The 19,371-nt window shown below is 61.3% G+C and carries 14 protein-coding genes and 1 pseudogene; 4 read left to right on the top strand and 11 right to left on the bottom strand.

Translation table 11 applies throughout. From position 1 onward, the window contains the following. Positions 1-6 precede the first annotated feature (6 nt). Both AEP_RS19050 and AEP_RS19045 read right to left on the bottom strand, forming a co-directional pair. A complete protein-coding gene (locus AEP_RS19050; RefSeq protein ID WP_087496846.1) occupies positions 7-681 on the bottom strand; it encodes an HAD family hydrolase in 675 nt (224 codons plus the stop codon). Positions 682-689: 8 nt separating this feature from the next. After that, entirely contained in the window at positions 690-1,775 is a 1,086-nt protein-coding gene (locus tag AEP_RS19045) for an RluA family pseudouridine synthase (RefSeq protein WP_087496845.1), read from the bottom strand. A 496-nt stretch (positions 1,776-2,271) separates the two neighbouring features. Here AEP_RS19045 and AEP_RS19040 point away from each other — a divergent pair, with 496 nt between their 5' ends. Next, positions 2,272-5,247, top strand: a complete 2,976-nt coding sequence (locus AEP_RS19040; protein ID WP_087497435.1) for an Rne/Rng family ribonuclease — start codon at positions 2,272-2,274, stop codon at positions 5,245-5,247. A 93-nt stretch (positions 5,248-5,340) separates the two neighbouring features. Here AEP_RS19040 and AEP_RS19035 read toward each other — a convergent pair whose 3' ends face one another. The 5 genes and pseudogenes from AEP_RS19035 to hemC form a co-directional block, all read right to left on the bottom strand. Continuing rightward, positions 5,341-6,417, bottom strand: a complete 1,077-nt coding sequence (locus tag AEP_RS19035; RefSeq protein ID WP_087496844.1) for a GGDEF domain-containing protein — start codon at positions 6,415-6,417, stop codon at positions 5,341-5,343. Positions 6,418-6,460: 43 nt separating this feature from the next. Further along, a pseudogene (locus AEP_RS19030) lies at positions 6,461-7,731 on the bottom strand (heme biosynthesis HemY N-terminal domain-containing protein). A gap of 2 nt (positions 7,732-7,733) precedes the next feature. Further along, complete coding sequence (locus AEP_RS19025) at positions 7,734-8,798, bottom strand: uroporphyrinogen-III C-methyltransferase (RefSeq protein ID WP_087496843.1); 1,065 nt, start codon at positions 8,796-8,798, stop codon at positions 7,734-7,736. Further along, positions 8,795-9,589 (bottom strand): uroporphyrinogen-III synthase, encoded by a 795-nt coding sequence (locus AEP_RS19020; RefSeq protein ID WP_087496842.1) that lies wholly within the window; start codon positions 9,587-9,589, stop codon positions 8,795-8,797. Before AEP_RS19020 ends, AEP_RS19025 begins: the two co-directional genes overlap by 4 nt. A gap of 8 nt (positions 9,590-9,597) precedes the next feature. Next, positions 9,598-10,509 (bottom strand): hydroxymethylbilane synthase, encoded by a 912-nt coding sequence (gene hemC / locus AEP_RS19015; RefSeq protein WP_198301863.1) that lies wholly within the window; start codon positions 10,507-10,509, stop codon positions 9,598-9,600. Positions 10,510-10,606: 97 nt separating this feature from the next. On the opposite strand from hemC, the gene ppc reads away from it, so the two are divergent. Then, positions 10,607-13,429 (top strand): phosphoenolpyruvate carboxylase, encoded by a 2,823-nt coding sequence (gene ppc, locus AEP_RS19010; RefSeq protein ID WP_087496840.1) that lies wholly within the window; start codon positions 10,607-10,609, stop codon positions 13,427-13,429. 69 nt (positions 13,430-13,498) lie between these two features. Here ppc and AEP_RS19005 read toward each other — a convergent pair whose 3' ends face one another. The 3 genes from AEP_RS19005 to AEP_RS18995 are packed head-to-tail and all read right to left on the bottom strand — an operon-like array spanning position 13,499 to position 16,061. Next, on the bottom strand, positions 13,499-14,266 hold the full coding sequence (locus AEP_RS19005) for a substrate-binding periplasmic protein (protein ID WP_087496839.1): 768 nt from the start codon (positions 14,264-14,266) through the stop codon (positions 13,499-13,501). Continuing rightward, a complete protein-coding gene (locus AEP_RS19000; protein ID WP_232459877.1) occupies positions 14,263-15,027 on the bottom strand; it encodes a LytR/AlgR family response regulator transcription factor in 765 nt (254 codons plus the stop codon). Before AEP_RS19000 ends, AEP_RS19005 begins: the two co-directional genes overlap by 4 nt. Next, positions 15,024-16,061: a sensor histidine kinase gene (locus AEP_RS18995; RefSeq protein ID WP_087496838.1), complete on the bottom strand. Its 1,038-nt coding sequence runs from the start codon at positions 16,059-16,061 to the stop codon at positions 15,024-15,026. Before AEP_RS18995 ends, AEP_RS19000 begins: the two co-directional genes overlap by 4 nt. A gap of 40 nt (positions 16,062-16,101) precedes the next feature. On the opposite strand from AEP_RS18995, the gene argH reads away from it, so the two are divergent. Beyond that, positions 16,102-17,517 (top strand): argininosuccinate lyase, encoded by a 1,416-nt coding sequence (gene argH, locus AEP_RS18990; RefSeq protein ID WP_087496837.1) that lies wholly within the window; start codon positions 16,102-16,104, stop codon positions 17,515-17,517. 49 nt (positions 17,518-17,566) lie between these two features. On the opposite strand, the gene AEP_RS18985 is transcribed toward argH, so the two are convergent. Next, a complete protein-coding gene (locus tag AEP_RS18985; RefSeq protein ID WP_087496836.1) occupies positions 17,567-18,637 on the bottom strand; it encodes a threonine aldolase family protein in 1,071 nt (356 codons plus the stop codon). Between the two features lie 73 nt (positions 18,638-18,710). Between AEP_RS18985 and AEP_RS18980 the strand changes: the two genes are divergently transcribed. Continuing rightward, a complete protein-coding gene (locus tag AEP_RS18980) occupies positions 18,711-19,307 on the top strand; it encodes a helix-turn-helix domain-containing protein (RefSeq protein ID WP_087496835.1) in 597 nt (198 codons plus the stop codon). Positions 19,308-19,371: the final 64 nt, after the last annotated feature.

Raw genomic sequence — 19,371 nt, 5'->3', positions numbered from 1 at the left:
TAAGTATCAGGCGTTGGCCTGCAACCAGGTATCCAATTCCGCTACCGAGTGGGCAATCGTCAGGGGGCCCAGCGCGGCGAAGCTGTCCGGCTCGTGCGCGCCGTAGCTCACGGCCACACTGGCGCACCCGGCGTTCACCGCCATTTGCAGGTCGTGGGTGGTGTCACCGATCATCAGCACGCGGTCAGCAGCCACTCCGAACTCCATCATCAGCTCCTGCAACATCAGGGGGTGCGGCTTGCCGGCGGTCTCGTCTGCGGTGCGCGAGCCATCAAAAATGCCTTGCAGGTTCACATCGCGAAGTGCTTCATTAAGCCCACTACGGCTTTTGCCGGTGGCCACCGTCAGCAGGTGCTGGCGGGTTTTGAGCCGATCCAGCATCTCCAGCACCCCGGCAAACAGGGTGATGTCGTTCTGATGCACGCTGTAATGGTGCTTGTAGCGGGCGCCCAGCTGTGGGTATTTTTCGGGCGGCACGTCAGGCGCGGCATGGGCCAGCGCCTGCATCAGCCCCATGCCTATGACGTAGGCCGCATCTTTGTCACTCGGCACGGTGCCGCCCACGTCCTTCACCGCCAGCTGGATACAGCGGGTGATCAGGGCCGTGGAGTCAAACAGGGTGCCATCCCAATCGAATGCGATCAGGTCAAAGCGGCGGGGGCGGAAAGCGTTGGAATTCATGCCCCAATTTAACCCTGAACCAGAGCCGCCGCGCCCGGCTCTTCCGGAATGGCCTGCAGCAGAAAACGGGCAAGCTCAGGCGGCAGACCTGTCTGAAGGACAACCCGCTCTCCCGTCGCAGGGTGATTGCATTGGAAACGCCAGGCATGCAAAAACATGCGCTTGAGCGCCACAGCCTCGTCGTCACGTGCCAGCGCCTTGTTCAAGTCGAAGTCACCATATTTGTCGTCACCCACAATGCCCATGCCTTCCGAGGCCAGGTGTACCCGGATCTGGTGGGTGCGGCCGGTTTTGATGGTCACTTCCAGCAAGGAATAGATCTTTTGTTGCGGTGTTTGCGCCGCGCGGGCTACGGGCGTGACGGAGTGCACCTTGACCAGACTCAAAGACGGCATGGCATCCGGGTGGTCTTTGGCCACCACCCGCACGCGGCGCTCGCCATCCGGCAACAGGTATTTCTGCAAAGACTTGTCCAACACCTTTTTGTTGGCCGGCCACTGCCCTGCCACCAACGCTAAATACGTCTTACCGGTTTCGCGCTCCCGGAACTGGTCTTGCAAATTCTTTAAAGCGCTGCGTTTCTTGGCAACCAGCAAGATGCCGCTGGTTTCCCGGTCCAGCCGGTGCACCAATTCCAAAAATGTCGCTTTGGGGCGCGCCATGCGCAGCTGCTCGATGACGCCGAAGCTCACCCCTGACCCGCCATGCACGGCTACCCCGGCGGGTTTGTCAACCGCCAGAAAATGGTCATCTTCAAACAAGACCGGAAAATCCTTGGCCGGCACGAAACGGCCTACCTGCTCGGCCATTGCGGCGGTTTTCTGTTCCGCACGCTCGGAGGTACGCACCGGCGGCAGGCGAATGACGTCGCCCACGGCGATACGGGTGTCGGCGCTGGCGCGGCCTTTGTTTACGCGGACTTCGCCGCTGCGGATGATGCGGTAGACATGGGTTTTGGGCACCCCTTTGAGTTCCCGCATCAAAAAGTTGTCCAGACGTTGGCCGGCGCTGTCTTCGTCCACCGTCACAGATTTGACTTGGGAGTTGGCAAGGGGGGCCTGTGAAGGCAGATTGCCCTCTATAATGTGTTTCACTAGCGACGCGCCGTAAGTGGTTGATTTGTCTGGAGTTTAGTCCACACCCCACTGAACGCTTCGCTGGAAGGTCGAAGCCGCCGTTGGGCGCGACCCGCAAATCACACGCCAGCTGCTTGTGATGGCGGTGTCACCCGACGGTCAAGACTACGAATTGAAACCCTGATACGGAATACCCCAAGTCCGCCAACCCACGGTTGACGGACGGAATGAAACGAGATGTTTGTGTTGCTGAGCCTGATGACCATGTGCCTACGGAGCGTATTCGCCCCGTTTGGTGGCACAAATCGGCCTGCAGCCCCGGTACCACCAGCGCAACCAGCTAGCATTTTTGTAGCTGATTCACAAACGCAATCCCTCGTCCCCATCCACGCGCCTACGCTTCGACACCTCGTGTGACCTGAAGTTCTCCGGCAATTCCTCCTCACTTCAATTCGTCAGTCCGGCTCCGTTAGCCCCACACAGGGCATGTGCTTATTGAAGAAGGATGCAATCCATGAAACGGATGCTGATTAACGCCACGCAGGCTGAAGAACGCCGCTTGGCCATCGTCGACGGACAAAAACTCCTCGACTACGAAATTGAAATTGAAGGCCGCGAACAGCGCAAGGGCAACATCTACAAAGCGGTCGTGACCCGTGTAGAGCCGTCGCTGGAAGCCTGTTTTGTGGACTACGGCGAAGACCGCCACGGTTTCCTGCCTTTCAAGGAAATCTCCAAACAGTATTTCCAGCAAGGCGTGTCTGCGAGCAATGCCCGCATTCAGGACGCGATCCGCGAAGGGCAGGAGCTGCTGGTTCAGGTCGAAAAAGAAGAGCGTGGCAACAAGGGCGCAGCCCTGACCACTTTCATCTCGCTGGCCGGCCGCTATGTGGTGCTGATGCCCAACAACCCCCGTGGTGGTGGTGTCAGCCGCCGTATCGAGGGTGACGACCGCGCCGAACTCAAAGAAAACATGGACCAGTTGGAGTACCCCAACGGCATGTCCATCATCGCCCGCACCGCCGGCATCGGCCGCAGCGCGCCCGAACTGCAGTGGGACCTGAACTACCTCCTGAAACTATGGGGTGCCATCGACGGCGCCGCCAAGGGCGCCAAGGGTGCTTTCCTGATTTACCAGGAATCCAGCCTGGTGATCCGCGCCATCCGTGATTACTTCAACCACGACATCGGCGACATCCTGATCGACACCGACGACGTGTACGAGCAGGCCCAGCAGTTCATGGCCCACGTGATGCCTGAGCACGCAGCCCGCGTGAAGCGTTACCGTGACGACGCGCCGCTGTTCAGCCGCTTCCAGATCGAACACCAGATCGAATCGGCTTATGCCCGCACCGTGACCCTGCCTTCCGGCGGCGCCATCGTGATCGACCACACCGAAGCGCTGGTATCGGTGGACGTGAACTCGGCCCGCGCCATCAAGGGCGGCGACATCGAAGAAACCGCCACCCGCACCAACCTGGAAGCCGCCGACGAAGTAGCGCGCCAGATGCGACTGCGCGACTTGGGTGGCTTGATCGTGATCGACTTTATCGACATGGAAGAGTCCCGCAACCGCCGCGAAGTGGAAAACCGCTTGCGCGACGCCCTGCGCCAGGACCGTGCCCGAGTGCAGTTCGGCACGATCTCCAAGTTCGGTTTGATGGAAATGAGCCGCCAGCGCCTGCGCCCGGCTCTCTCCGAGGGTGCATCCATCCCCTGCCCCCGTTGCGGCGGCTCCGGCCACATCCGTGACACCGAATCCAGCGCGTTGCAGATTCTGCGCATCATCCAGGAAGAGTCCCTCAAGGACAACACCGCCTCCGTGCTGTGCCAGGTTCCCGTGGAAGTAGCTTCGTTCCTGCTGAACGAAAAGCGCACAGAAATCGCCAAGATTGAGCTGAAGCAACGCATCAACGTGTTGATGGTGCCCAACAAGACTCTGGAAACTCCCAACTACAAGCTCGAGCGCTTGAAGCACGACGATCCCCGTCTGGACCACATCGAAGCCAGCTACAAGATGGCCGATGACATGGAAGAAGCCACCGGCGTGACCCGTCGCTCGCAAGAGCCAACTAACAAGCAGACCCCTGTCATCAAGGGCGTGCTACCGGATGCACCGGCTCCTATTGCGCCTCCAAAGCCTGAGCCCGTCAAGGCAGCTCCGGCACCGGTGGCAGCGCCTGTTGTAACTCCGGCAGCATCCAAAGGATTCTTCGGATGGATCAAGAGCTTGTTTGCGGCGCCTGAAGCCGCGCCTGCGCCTGCCGCAGCGCCTGCGCCGGCCAAGACCGATGACAAGCGCGAAGGCCGCAGCGGACGCGATGGCAACCGCAACGGCGGTCGCAACCAGCGCGGTGATCGCGGCGGCGAAGGTCGTGGCGAGCCACGCAACGAAGCCCGCCCCGATAACCGTGGCGAGCGTTCCGAACGCGGTAACCGCAACGAACGTGGTGAACGCAATGGCCGTGGTGAGCGCGGCGAGCGCCAAGACCGTGGCAACCGCAATGAACGCGGCGAGCGCAACAATGCGCCCCGTCAGGAGCGCATGGATGGCGAGCAATCCAAAGCCGTAGGCGCTGAAGTCAGCCTGCAAGCTGACGGCGCACCCGCACCACAGGCGCGTGAAGGCCGCCAGGAGCGTGGCAACCGCAATGAACGCGGCAACCGTGGTCCCCGCAATGGCGATCGCAACGACAACGCAACCCGCAACGCAGAGGTGAATGCGGAAGCTCCTGCAGCCCAAGCTTCGGCAGAAGGCGTGGAAGCAAGCGCGGAGTCGCAAGGTGAAGCGCGTGAGCCACGTGAAGGTCGTAACCGCAATGGCCGTGGCCGCCGAAACGACCGTGGCCCACGCCAGGACGATGTCAACCGCGTAGATCAGCCCGGCGAGTTGTCCGTTGCTGAAGGTACAGACGCTGCTTCAGCAACCGACGTACCCTCAGAAGGAACCACAGGCCAAGAACCACGCGAACGTCGCTCCCGCGACCGTTATGGCCGTGACCGTGGCAATCGCGGCCCGCGTGGTGAAAATGGACAGCGCCAGCAGGCTGACGGACAGGAAGCCTCTCCGGCTAACTTTGACGCTGCACCTGTACCGGAGTCTGCTCCCGTAGCCCCTGTTGAGGCAGTGGCACCAGTAGCTCCGGCATCACCGGTCGCTCCTGTAGCTGCGCCGGTCACTGTCGCCACGACTACAGCTGCTTCCGTGGTGGCTGCTCCCGAAGGCCGCATGCCCAAAGTGGTGAGCTATGCGCTCCCTACTGAAGCACTGGCTCAAGTGGCATCCAGCTCCGGTCTGCAATGGGTGAATTCGGACGCTGACAAGATCGCCGCCGTTCAAGCTGCCATTGCTGCCGAACCCAAACTGGTCCATGTGCCCCGTGAGCGCCCCGCTCCCGTGGTGCTGGATGACCGCCCGCTGGTTCTGGTGGAAACCCGCCGCGACTTGCGCGACATGAAGCTGCCGTTTGAAGAAAACCAAACAGCGTAAAGCTCGGACTTGTCATCCCTCAGAGGGTGACAAGGGCCAACAAAAAGGGCGCCTATCGGGCGCCCTTTTTGTTGGGTTCACGCAGTCCGTATATCAAAAGATATCGACTGCACCGATCTTCAATGCTTCGCCGAAAAAGCCCTTGCGGACCAACTCGGCGTGGCTGAACACCTTGTTCTGACCGTGATGTTGTGCATAGTCCACGGCACGCTCGGCGCGTTCCAGTGCGGTGCTGGGTGAGTCGTCCGGACTGACCCGGGTGAAGCCGCCACTGATGGTAAGACGCCCCACCTGCGGGAAATTGAATTTCTCAATATTGGCTCGGAAGCGCTCAAACGCCGCCAGAACCAAGGCTTCATCCGGGCAATGCATCAGGACCGCAAACTGCTCGCCACCGAAGCGGTACAAGCGGTCGTAGGTGCGGAATGTATTGTTCATGATGCGGGCCACCAACAGCAAGACTTCTTCAGCAATCAAATGCCCGTGCTGGTCGTTGATCACGCCATAGCTATCCACAGAAATCGTACCAAGCCAGTAATTCGGCGGGACGCGGTGACGTCTTTCCTGACCAGCTGAGAGCGCTGGCTGCCGGGCAGCCGCTGCGGTCTCTTCCACCTGGCCCAATTCTTCGAGCACTGCGCTGTAAAACGTATCGTCCAGGGATTTTCGGTTCAACAGACCGGTCAAGGCGTCACGGTCGCTGTAGGCCAGCAGCCGATACATATTGCGGAATACGCGGGACACGTCCCCCACCACCGCCAACTGGTCATCCTGAAGAGGGCTGGCCGAATGAATTTCCAAAACACCTTCGTCCCCCGCCACCGGGTCCGTGAAGAGCGGCAGGTAGGTGATGCGGGGGCCGTCTTCGCCCGCCCATGCAATTTCCACACGCTCTTGGCCTTGGATGCAATGCAGGCGGTCACGGTTGTCTTCGAGCAAGGGTAGCGTCTGGAAGTCAACGCGCAAAGGATCCACGACTTTGCCTCCGCCCCGGGCGTCCAGCACGGTGACGTCCATCCAGCGCTTGATACCTTCTTCGCTGACCACTTTGGACACAAGTACCCGCTGTATGGGCACCAGGTCAATCAGGGCCTTGGAGAGTGTGAGTTCCAGAAGATCACGGTCGCGGTGATCCGTGAGCTTGATCAGGTGTTCAATGAGTGTTGCCATGAAACCATAATAGCCCTAACGCGCACGCGCGTCACCAAGGGTTTTACGCCTTGGCAGCGGCTTTGTAGGCGTCCGCAGCCCCCTTGGTGTCCAAGCGGTGTTCTGCGAGCTCGGCCATGGCCAACCAGGCCCGACGCTTCATGTCGGCATCTTTGAGCATGGGGATCGCCTGACGCAGCAGTGCCTGGGCTTTGCCCCACAGGGACAAACGTACACACAGTACCCCTGCGAGGTATTGCAGCAGCGGGTCACCGGGCTGCGCCATCTGGGCGGCCTCAATACGCGACAGCCAGACGCCATCGGGCTGGGACTCTTCCGACATAAAACTGCGCTCCAGCAACCGGACCAGGCGCACACGCTGCTCATAGCCCAGTGCCGAAGCCTGGGGGTTTTGGCCCTGCCACAATGGCAACACCCACAAACGGGCGGTCGCCACGTCGCCTTGGAGCAGCAGCAATCTCTCTGCCGCTTCGAGCGCCACATCGGGTAACAAACGCTCTACATCATCCAGTGCACCCCAAGCCTGCTCTAACTGCGCTGCATCATGCGCACCACGCAAAAGTTCCAACGCCAGGCCCCGCACGATGCCGGCACCAGCAACTTCCGAGAACGCACGGTGCTTGGTCAGTACACGGGCTGAGTCCAGCGCCACCCGCGTATTGCGGGCCTGACGCGCTGCCTTGAAACGCAATCGCAAGGCAATCGTGCGGTACCCACGGGCAGTTGCTCCAGCCATTGGACGGCTCCGGTGGAATCCCGGTCTTCGAGGGCCCAGCGGGCTGCACGCAGCTGAACACCATCGCGCAGGTCACTCGCATCCTTGCTGCCAGCTTCCTCCAACGCCCGCTGAAAATGGGTTTCGCGTGTGCCACGGTCTTGCAATGCGTGCGCACTCTCCGCGGCCAGCAAATGCGCCAGCGTGCGCAGCCGCGCCGCATCGGGTAAGGCGTCTCCGCTGGAGAGCATGGCATCCTCCACCGCAACCACGACCTCCGCAGCCTTGCGTGCCCGCACAAAACGGCCGGCTACCAAATGCGATATCGCGTCCAGCAAACCGGAATAAATGGTGCGCTCTTTGTAGGACAAGCGCCAGCGGCGCGCCTGCTGTGGAATGCTGAACAGACCGGAGATCCCTCGCAGCGCCAGGTGCAGCGTCACAAAGGCCAGCGCCAGACCCAGCAGCACGAGGTTCAAGGACACATCAACCCGGTAAGGTGGCCAGTACAAGGTCACAGTGCCTTGGTTATTGCCTGCAAACAATGCAGACGCTACCGCCATACCGAACAAGGCCATCAGCCAGAGAGCAAAGCGCATGGTCAGCGTCCTGCAGCAGCAGTAGCGAGCGCTGCCAGCGTCTCATCCACCCGGGGAACTTCCAGCGTCCGCATCTGGGTTTGCAACTGCTGCAAAGCGGCTTGTGCCGTCTGGGTTTTGCGCGAACCGGCATCGAAATAACGCGTCAGGGAGTTGGAGGCCGCAACCAGATCTGCACGGGCGGCATCCGTCTGGCGGGAAAGCAGACCCAAGCGTGCGTTCAAAACCTTGAGCTTGAAGTTTTCGCGCACGAAAAACGACTGTTCCGGCGAGAGCAAGGCCACGTCGGGGTTCTCGATCTTGCTCACCCGCACCAAGCCGCGTACCTCCTCGCGCACTACCTCCAGCATCCGACCGGACCAGCCGGTGAGGGTCTCATCCGTCTTTCGCTGCAGACTGGACGCAGCCTTGGGTGTCTGCAACGCATTGCCAACCGGCAATTCGTCAGCCAAAGAAACCAACTCGTCCAGCCGTACCAGCATAGCCGGGGTATCAGACAAAGCAGTGCCTTTGATACGGGCAACATCCTTGGCAATAGCCCGCTGCACCGGTGTCAAACGGGGCTGTGCAGCACGGGCCACACGCAACTCTGCCGACTTGAGCGACGCCAGCAAGGGCTCCACGCTACCTGTCAGTTGCGCCTGCTGCTGCGCCAAACGCAGCGAAGATTCAATGTCGACCACCAGATTTTCGTCGCGCGAGCGCGACAGGCTTTGCATCAACTCTTCCAGCTGAGTGCGTTGCAGGGCGACTTCGCTGAGTCGCGCATCCAACACGGCCAACTTGGCGGCCGTTTCAATCGCCAGTTCCTGAGCCTGCTTGGCGGTCGCGCGGGCTTCACCGGCCTGGGAGCCGGACTCCGCCGTCTGGCGGGCCAACTGCTCCTGGATATTGCCCAATTTTTGCCACAGCAAGACGCTGCCGATAACACCGGCCACGGCCACCACTGCAACACCCCGCAACCAGCGGCGGGATGACTTGACCGTAGGAAGAAGCGCACCCGGGAAAGGCGCTGCGGGCGCGTCAGAAACGGTGGGGGCCACAGGGGCAGATGCTTCTGGATTCATTGCAAGGATTCTATCGACGCCATCAGCGCCGGCAGCAATGGCTTGGACTCCCGCACCCGACCGAATCCCGCCTCCCGAGCGGCATCGCCGATGCGCGCATGGGTCACCACCGCTTGAGCTTGCGCCCAACTGACGCCGGGGCAGGCATGCTGCAGGTTGCGGATGGCCTCAGAACTGCTGAACACCCACACCGTGCCATCGGTGGCAGCGGCTTGGGCCTGTGCGAAGGTGGATGCGTCCCATTGTGGGCGCTGGCGTTCATAGGACACCACAAACTCGACCTCACCACCGGCATCCATCACCTGCCGTGCAAACCAGTCGCGCCCGGAGCCTTCATCGCTGGCGCCTTCGTCAATGGTGCTACCGCGAACAATCAACACCCGGTAACCGGGCGTGACCCGGCTTCGCACTACGGCCCACAAGGCTTCGGAATCAAACTGCCCTGCATGGAAGTCAGGCGCGTCCACAAAGCCCGGCTCCGCGCCGACCCGTTGCAGGGCCGAGTAACTGCCGGGGCCGGTGACGAATGCTCTTGTTTTTATAGCTGCTTGCGCAGTAAATACGGGCGCTACAGCCGCTTTTCCTTCAAAAAAGTGATGCACCGCATTACGGCTGACAAACATCACTGCGTCAAAATCTGACAGACGGCTCCACGCTGATTCCACGAGCGCGGACTGAGCGGCGGGACGGATATCAATCAGCGGCAGGCTCCAGCTGGTGTAGCCGGCAGCATCCAAAGCCTTGAGCCACGGAGCGGCCTCAGCTTGGGGACGGGTGATGATGACGCGCATAAGTAGCCTTATCGTGTCTGGGCCTGAACCGCAGCCTGCAAGTCGCGGGCAACCTGCTCGCCGAGTGCAGTGGCCTCTGCGGCATCTTTGGCAAGGCCGGAAGCCCGGGCATAGACCACCGGCTGGATACCCTCTGCATCGCCCCAGGCTGCGCGGATATGCAGTTCAGCGCCGGAAATCGTGGCATAGGCCGCCAATGGCATGGAGCAACTTCCCCCCATCATGCGGCTGACGGCACGTTCGGCACTCACAGCCAGCCAGGTGGGCTGGTGCACCAAGTGCTGCAATGCCGCCTCCACGTCTTGCCGGCCGGCACGGACTTCAATACCCAGCGCCCCCTGACCTGCAGCAGGCAGCATTTGCTCGGGCTCAAACACAGCCCGAATGCGGGACTCCAGCCCCAGACGCTTGAGTCCGGCAGCAGCCAACACGATGCCGTCGTACAAACCTTCGTCCAGCTTGCGCAAACGGGTGTCCAGGTTACCCCGCAGAGGTTCGATTTTCAGGTCCGGGCGGATGGCGCGTAGCAAGGCCACACGGCGCAAACTGGATGTGCCCACCACGGCACCCTTCGGCAAATCCATGACGCTGGCATAGGTGCCGGACACCCAGGCGTCGCGCGGGTCTTCACGCTCCATCACGCAGGCCAGCGCAAACCCTTCGGGCAACTCCATCGGGACGTCTTTGAGGGAATGGACCGCGAGGTCAGCACGGCCTTCTTCGAGAGCAACTTCCAGCTCCTTGACGAAGAGGCCCTTGCCTCCGACTTTGCTGAGAGAACGGTCCAGAATCTGGTCACCTTTAGTCGTCATGCCCAACAGGGACACCGAGGCCCCGCTTCGCTCGAGAAGGGCTTTGACATGTTCTGCTTGCCAGAGTGCCAAACGGCTCTCCCGGGTGGCGATCGTAAAAGTGGGCAAAATCGTAACTCGGCTGTAATCGAAAATATGCCTTCGATGCTAGCATGGGCGCGTTCCTTGCTTCATCCGAAGCCTCTCTCACATCACTCCCAGACCTATGAATAAAGCACCTGCCGCAGAAACGGCCAAGCGCGCAAAAGACAACGAGCGTCCCTTGGTAGAAGACATCCGCCTCCTTGGGCGCATTCTGGGGGATGTGATCCGGGAGCAGGAAGGTGTTGACGCTTATGAGCTCATCGAAAAAATCCGTACCCTGTCGGTGGCCTTCCGTAGGGATGCCGACCAGGAAGCCGACAAGGCCCTCAAAAAATTGCTCAAGAGCCTGTCTGGCGACCAGACGGTAAGCGTGATCCGCGCATTCACCTATTTTTCGCACCTCGCCAACCTCGCCGAAGACCGCCACCATATCCGCCGCCGTGCCATCCACGAGCGTGCCGGTGATACCCAGGAAGGCAGCATTGAAGTTGCCATGTCCCGCCTGCGCTGGGCTGGCATTGCGCCCAAGGCAATTTCCAACACACTCGCCCAAAGCTTTGTGTCCCCGGTGCTCACGGCTCACCCCACCGAAGTGCAACGCAAGAGCATTCTGGATGCAGAGCGTGACATCGCCCAACTGCTGACCCAGCGCGATGAGATCAAGCAACGCGCCAGCATCGTCGACAGCAAAAAAGACGCACTCACCCCCAAAGAACTGGCGGCCAATGAAGCCCAGATGCGGGCCCGCGTCATGCAGCTCTGGCAGACCCGCCTGTTGCGCTTCTCCAAGCTGACCGTGGCCGACGAGATTGAAAACGCCCTGAGCTATTACGAGTCCACCTTCCTGCGCGAAATCCCCAAGCTCTACGCCGACCTCGAAGACATGCTGGGCAACCAGCCGGTGCACAGCTTTTTGCGCATGGGCCAATGGATAGGCGGTGACCGCGATGGCAACCCCAACGTCAGTGCACAGACTCTGGAATACGCCCTGCGCCGCCAGGCAGAGGTGGCCCTGCGCCACTACTTGACCGAGGTGCATTACCTGGGCGGTGAGCTGTCCATCTCCGCCATGCTGGCCGACTGCACCCCCGAGATGCAAGCCCTGGCCGAAAGCTCGCCCGACCAGAACGCCCACCGCAAGGACGAGCCCTACCGCCGTGCCCTGACCGGCATGTACGCGCGCTTGGCTGCCACCCTCAAGGAACTGACCGGTACCGAAGCTGCGCGTCACGCCGTGGCACCGCAAAACCCGTATGTGCTGGCTGAAGACTTTGTAGCGGACCTGCGTGTGATCGAGGCCTCCCTCAAAGCCAACCACGGCGCTGCACTCACGGCCCAACGCCTGCATCCCTTGATTCGCGCGGTAGAGGTGTTCGGCTTCCACTTGGCCACGGTTGACTTGCGCCAGAGCTCTGACAAACACGAAGAAGTGGTCGCCGAGTTGCTGTCCACCGCCCGGGTGCATGCCGACTACAGCAGCTTGAGCGAAGAAGAAAAACGCAGCCTGCTGCTAGGCCTGCTCAATGACGCACGCCCCTTGAGCGTGCATGGCGTGGCCTACTCGGCCCATGCGCAGGGTGAGTTGGCGATTTTTGCCATGGCCAAGGTCATGCGCGAGCGCTTCGGCCATGAAGCCATCCGTCACTACATCATCAGCCACACCGAAACCGTGAGCGACTTGCTGGAAGTCCTGCTGCTGCAAAAGGAAGTCGGCCTGATGCGCGGCACCCTGGACGCTGAAGCGACTGCCGATCTGATCGTGGTGCCTCTGTTCGAGACCATTGAAGACCTGCGCAACGCTGCGCCCATCATGCGTGAGTTCTACGCGCTGCCCGGCGTGGCCGAGTTGGTCAAACGCAGCGGTGGCGAGCAGGACATCATGCTGGGCTACTCCGACTCCAACAAGGACGGCGGCATCTTCACCAGCAACTGGGAGCTGTACCGGGCAGAAATCGCCTTGGTCGAATTGTTTGACGTGCTGGCTGCCCAACACAAGATCCAGCTGCGCATGTTCCACGGCCGTGGCGGCACCGTGGGTCGCGGCGGCGGCCCGAGCTACCAGGCCATCCTGGCCCAGCCCCCCGGCACCGTGCGTGGTCAGATCCGCCTGACCGAACAAGGCGAAGTGATCGGCTCCAAATACGCCAACCCTGAAATCGGGCGTCGCAACCTGGAGACCCTGGTCGCCGCCACCTTGGAAGCCACTTTGTTGCAACCCACCAAGTCGGCTACCAAAGCCTTTCTGGAGGCCGCTGCCGAGCTGTCGCAAAACAGCATGTCGGCGTACCGGGCGCTGGTATACGAAACCCCCGGCTTCACCGAGTACTTTTTCAGCTCCACCCCGCTGCGTGAAATTGCAGAACTCAACATCGGCTCCCGCCCCGCATCGCGCAAGGCGTCGCAGCGCATTGAAGACCTGCGCGCGATCCCCTGGGGCTTCAGCTGGGGCCAGTGCCGCTTGACGCTGCCCGGCTGGTTCGGCTTCGGCTCTGCCGTGCAACAGTTCATCGGCAACGGCACCGCCGCTGAGCAAAAAGAACGCGTGGCGCTGCTGCAAAAGATGTACAAGCAGTGGCCCTTCTTCCGCACCCTGCTCTCCAACATGGACATGGTGATGGCCAAGAGCGACTTGGCCTTGGCTTCGCGCTATTCCGAGCTGGTGGGCGATGCGCGCTTGCGCAAGAAGATTTTCACGGCCATCGAAGCTGAGTGGCATGGCACCGCCCAAGCGCTAGCCACTATCACCGGTGAAAAGAACCGCTTGGCCAACAACGCCGCATTACAGCGCTCCATCCGCCACCGTTTCCCCTACATCGACCCCTTGCACCACCTGCAAGTGGAGCTGGTGCGGCGCTACCGCGAAGGCAAGGCGGACGAACGGGTGCAGCGCGGTATCCACATCTCCATCAACGGCATTGCTGCCGGCCTGCGCAACACAGGCTGACAGTGCGATCTCCCGCAATAAAAAAGGGCCTCAGGGCCCTTTTTTATTGCGGCACGAACCGGTCCAACCTCAACGCCAACGAGCCTCAATGCGTGCGTATTCACCGTTCTTGCGGATCTTGTCCAAACCGGCATCAAAGCGGGCAATCAATGGCTCAACGCCGGGAAACTTCTTGGAAAACGAGAGATACAAGCTGGGCTCCAGCAGGACACCTCGCAGCCTGAACCCTTGGCCCAAGGTCGGGTTGTTGGCCGCGATTTCAGTAGCGACCCGGTCAAACACCAACGCATAGTCCACCCGCCCGGCAACCAGTTTGCGCAGGGAGGTCAGGTCGGAGGCTGCCACGTCCCGCACCATGGTCGGGTCGTCATCAAAGGCGGTACCGTAGTCGTAACCATTCGTCACCCCTACTCGCTTACCCCGTAAAGCCTGCACATTCACGGGATCTGCAGGTCCGTCACTGCGGCCATAGATGCCGATGCGTGCACGAAACAGGTGGTACTTGTGCCAGAGGTATTTGTCTTCAGTGCGGGCGTCACGCAGCGTATCGAAACAACCGGCGAGCTTTCCCGCCTCCACCTCGCGCATACAGCGCGCGTACGGCAAGGGGACCAACTCCACCTCTACCCCTGCCGCCTCCCATGCCGCACGGACCAAGTCCACCGCAAAGCCGGCAGGTTGGCCCGCTTGCACATACGCGTAGGGGCGCCAATCGTCTTCAGCGCCGATGCGGACCTTGGTGACAGCAGGCTTGTCAGTCGGCTTCTGAGCCCACGTGGAGCTTGCCAACACCAGACCTGCCAGCCCCGCGATACAAAAAGCGCGACGCAAATTCATTGAGAAATCAGTGCCCTCACCGAGGGCAGTTGCCGGCGGGATACCGACAGCAGCTCGTCCAGCCCCTGCAGCCTCACCGCCCAGCCTTCGCCCTCTTCAGCATCGAAATGCTTTTCCAGTGATCGCACCATCTTGCGGGCCACCAGTGCATTGCGGTGGATGCGGATGAACTGGCCACCGTGTTTTTCTTCCAAGTCGTTCAAGGCGCCATCCAGGATGTAGCTGCGTGTGGCCGTGCGTACCGTGATGTATTTGAGCTCTGCCTTGAAGTAGAGAACCTGCGTCAAAGGCACCCGCTCTGTCCGGTTGCGCTCCTGGATGATCAGTACCTCTTCACTGGCCAAATCGGCCTGTAGCGCCCGTCGGGCTTGCGCGAAGCGCTCCGCTTTTTGTAGCGCCGCCTGCAAGCGCTCCAAGCGTACGGGTTTGGTGAGGTAGTCCACCGCTTCCAGATCGAAAGCCGCCACTGCATGCTCGGCATGTGCCGTCACAAACACAATCGCAGGCGGGTGCTGCAGAGTGCGCAATGTCTGGGCCAGGGTCAGGCCACTGTTGCCCGGCATATGGATATCCAAAAACACCAGATCCACCGGTTGCTGGCGCAGCAAGGCAGCAGCCTGCTCGGCGTTAGGGGCTTCAGCGGCTACATGGACAGCAGGATGGGTGCAGTCGCCGAGCAAGGTGCGCATGCGGGCCCGGGCCAGGGGCTCGTCATCCACCAGCATCACCCGCAACAGGGTGTCAGGCTGCATTGCAGTCATAAAGGCACCTCCATACGCACTTGGTACACACCATCTTTCAGGCCGCTCTTAAATTGGCCCTGCACATCATGCAACAAGGCCAGCCGCTCCTGCACGTTGCGCAACGCCAAGCCATGACCCCGAGCGCCCTGCCCGGCCGGCACCGTGTTGGTGACTTTGATCACCACCACCGAGCCTTTGCAACGTGTCGATATTTTGACGGACGCTCCCGTGTTGCTGGGCTCCACGCCGTGGCAGACCGCATTTTCAACCAGCGGTTGCAAGATCAAGGGAGGCAAATGGGCGCCATCTGCCAGCGGGTCCAGATCCCACTGCACCCGCAGGCGGTCACCGAAGCGCACCTGCTCAATAGCCAGATAGCGTTGCGCAAGCGACAGCTCCTCGCCCAAAGTGACCGAACTGCCGGGGTCCTTGAGCGCATGGCGAAACAAGTCGCTCAGGTCTTCCAGCAACGCCTCTGCCTTGGCAGGTTCGGCCCGCACCAGTGCGATCGCGCTATTGAGAGTATTGAACAAAAAATGCGGCCGGATGCGCGATTGCAGCTCCGCGAGACGGGCCGCGGTATCTGCGGGAGTGCGGCCTTTGGCGCGCATGACCAACGCTGCGACCAACAGGCTGGACAACAAGGCGCCGGAGAAGAAACTGGGCACCCAGGGCGGGCTCTCAACGAGACCTGACAGAGCCAGCAAGCCGCAGCCATACAAACCGGCGACCCCGCCCAGCGAAATGGCCAGTGCATATTGGGCAGACTTGGGCATGCGTGCCAGCCAACGCTTGGCAATGCAGGCGGACAACAGCCACGCCAACGTGCCGGGCAAAGCTGCACCGGTCACCAGAGCCAGACGCGCTATCCAATCCCACAGACCGGCAGCGGCAAACATGCACACCACCGAGAGAGACAGCTCCACAAACAACACCGCCCGCAGCACGACACCGATGTGGCAGGCATCAAACACCAGCACCGGTGCAGGCTGCGCAGCCGGCACCGCAGGGGTGAGTTCCTGGAACGTCGATAATATTTGGTTGTCGTTCATGTCCACCGGATTTTGACTCCTTTCCTGAAAAGCGCTTCCCATGTCACAAAACCAATTCGATAAAAAGTCCCAAGCGTGGTCCGCGCTGTTCTCCGAGCCCATGAGCGATCTGGTCAAGCGATACACCTCCAGCGTGTTTTTCGACAAGCGCCTCTGGCAGGCAGACATCACCGGCAGCCTGGCACACGCCGAGATGCTGGCCGCGCAAGGCATCATCAGCGCCGACGACCACGCATCCATCCAAAAAGGCATGGGGCAGATCTGGAGCGAAATCGAGTCCGGCGCTTTCGAATGGAAGCTGGACCTCGAAGACGTGCACCTCAACATCGAAGCACGCCTGACCCAACTGGTGGGCGACGCCGGTAAGCGCCTGCACACCGGCCGCAGCCGCAACGACCAGGTGGCCACCGATGTTCGCCTGTGGTTGCGCGGCGAGATCGATTTGATCGGCGGCCTGCTGACAGACCTTCAAAAAGCCCTGCTGGTTCTGGCTGATAAGAATGCCGACGTCATCCTGCCCGGCTTCACTCATCTGCAAGTGGCCCAGCCAGTGAGCTTTGGCCACCACATGCTGGCCTATGTAGAAATGTTCAGCCGCGATGCTGAGCGCTTCACCGAAGTGCGCCGCCGCACCAACCGCCTGCCATTGGGCTCTGCCGCTTTGGCCGGCACCAGCTACCCGCTGGACCGCGAGCGCGTAGCCAAGACGCTGGGCATGGTGGACGATGCGGGGAACCCACAAGTCTGCCAAAACAGCCTGGACGCGGTGAGTGACCGCGACTTTGCCATCGAGTTCACCAGCGCTGCCAGCCTGGCCATGATCCACGTGAGCCGCATGAGCGAAGAGCTGATCATCTGGATGAGCCAGAACTTCGGCTTCATCCACATTGCCGACCGCTTCACCACCGGCAGTTCCATCATGCCGCAGAAGAAAAACCCCGACGTGCCAGAGCTGGCGCGCGGCAAGACCGGCCGCGTGGTCGGCCACCTGATGGGCCTGATCACCCTGATGAAAGGCCAGCCCCTGGCCTACAACAAGGACAACCAGGAAGACAAAGAGCCGCTGTTCGACACCGTGGATACGCTCAAAGACACCCTGCGCATATTCGCTGACATGGTGAACGGCATCACCACCAAGCCTGAAGCCATGGAGCGCGCAGCCCTCAAGGGCTACGCCACCGCCACCGACCTGGCCGACTACCTGGTGAAAAAGGGTCTGCCCTTCCGCGATGCGCACGAAACTGTGGCCCATGCTGTCAAGTCCGCCACCGAGCGTGGTGTGGACTTGTCTGAGTTGCCTCTCGAGGTGCTGCAAAGCTTCAATCCCAACGTGGAAGCCGATGTGTTTGAGTGCTTGAGCCTGCGCGGCTCACTCAACGCCCGCAACACCTTGGGTGGCACTGCGCCTACCCAAGTGCGGGCCCAGATTGCGCGGCACCAGAAGCGCTTGGGCTGATCCTGTAGCGAGACTACGAAAAGCCTCCCGTGCAAACGGGGGGCTTTTTTTATGCAGCGAGAGCGCGCTCCAAATCATCTGCCAGATGATCGACAGCTTCTTCAGTCGTAGCCCAGGAACACATAAAGCGCGCACCACCGCCGATGAAGGTGTAGAAAGTCCAGCCCAAAGCCTTAAGGCGGGCAATGGCGGGCTCGGGCAGGTTGACGAACACGCCGTTCACTTCGGTGGGCAGCAGCAACTCGGCACCGGCAATGCCGGCAATGCGCTCCGAGAGGCGATGCGCCATGGCGTTGGCGTGGGCGGCGTGGCGCAGCCAAGTGCCATCGGTCAGCATGGCGAGCCAAGGGGCCGACAGGTAGCGCATCTTGGAAGCCAGCTGCCCGGCCTGCTTGCAGCGGTAAGAAAACTCTTCCCCCAGCTTGCGGTCAAAAAACACAATCGCCTCGCCAATCGGCAGGCCCATCTTGGTGCCACCAAAGCACAGCACGTCCACCCCGGCGCGCCAGGTAATGTCCGCCGGCGCCACCTTGAGGGCGGCCACTGCGTTGGCAAAGCGGGCACCGTCCATGTGCACCTTCAGGCCGTGCTCCTGCGCGATGCGGCTGATGCCGCTGATTTCGCCCTTCTGGTAGACCGATCCCATCTCTGTGGACTGGGTCAGCGTGACGACCTTGGGCCGCGGGTAATGCACATCGGTGCGGCGGGTGATGACTTCCAGCACGCCGGCCGAGGTGAGCTTGCCGTGGCGGTGCGGGGTGGAGAGAAGCTTGGAGCCATTGGAGAAAAACTCGGGCGCACCGCACTCATCGGTCTCCACGTGCGCGGTGTCGCTGCAAATGACGGCTTGGTAGGACTGGCACAGCGACGCCAGCGCGATCGAGTTGGCCGCTGTGCCATTGAACACAAAGAACACCTCGGCGTCCGCCTCAAAGACTTCGCGGATGCGGTCGCAGGCCAGACGGGTGGCGTCGTCATTGCCGTAAGACGCCGCAAAGCCGGTGTTGGCCGCCATGAACGCCTGCATGGCCTCGGGGCAGACGCCAGAGGTGTTGTCGCTGGCGAATTGCAAATAGTGACCAGGGGCAACGGTGGACACGGAGGTAGGCAAAGTGGTCATGGCGGTGTAATATCGTTTCAGCGGATATTTCCGGTATATCGAACAAAAATCCATTTTACCGACCAACATCGACATGGCGCAAGTCCCCCACCCTACTCCCTTGGACGACGGCCCTCCGGCCGTAGGCTCCAAACTGCAAGACGCCCGAAAGGCGCAACAGCTTTCGCTGGACGAGCTCTCCAAACGCGCAGGAGTTTCCAAATCCATGCTCTCCGAAGTAGAGCGCAACCAGGCCAACCCGACCGTAGGCGTACTGTGGCGCCTGGCCACGGCACTGGGCATCAGCCTCACTGACCTGCTGGGCAACACCACTGCCGACAAGGCTACGCCGACGGTGGAGCTGGTACCGGCCCACACCATTCCCGTCACCACCAGCCCGGACGGCAAGTGCACCCTGCGCATCCTGGGGCCCATTGCCTTGGCGGGCCGGGTGGAGTGGTACGAGCTGGCCGTGGAGCCCGGCGGCGTGCTGGCCTCCGAGCCGCACGAGGCGGGCGCGAAAGAGCACCTCTCGGTGCTCAGCGGCAGCCTCACGGTGCAGGCCGCCGACAGCAGCAAGTTGCTCAAGGCGGGCGACAGCGCGCGCTACGCGGTGGACGTGCAGCACGCCATCAGCAACACCGGCAAAGGCATGGCCAAAGCGGTGCTGGTGGTGGAGCACTTGGGCTAATTTCCAAGCAAAAAAGGCCCCTGGCGCTGGTGGAATATGCGCGAGCAGCTACTGAATTGATAGC

Source organism: Curvibacter sp. AEP1-3 (assembly GCF_002163715.1).
Lineage (GTDB): Bacteria > Pseudomonadota > Gammaproteobacteria > Burkholderiales > Burkholderiaceae_C > Allorhodoferax.
This window is presented reverse-complemented; position numbering and strand designations above follow the sequence as displayed.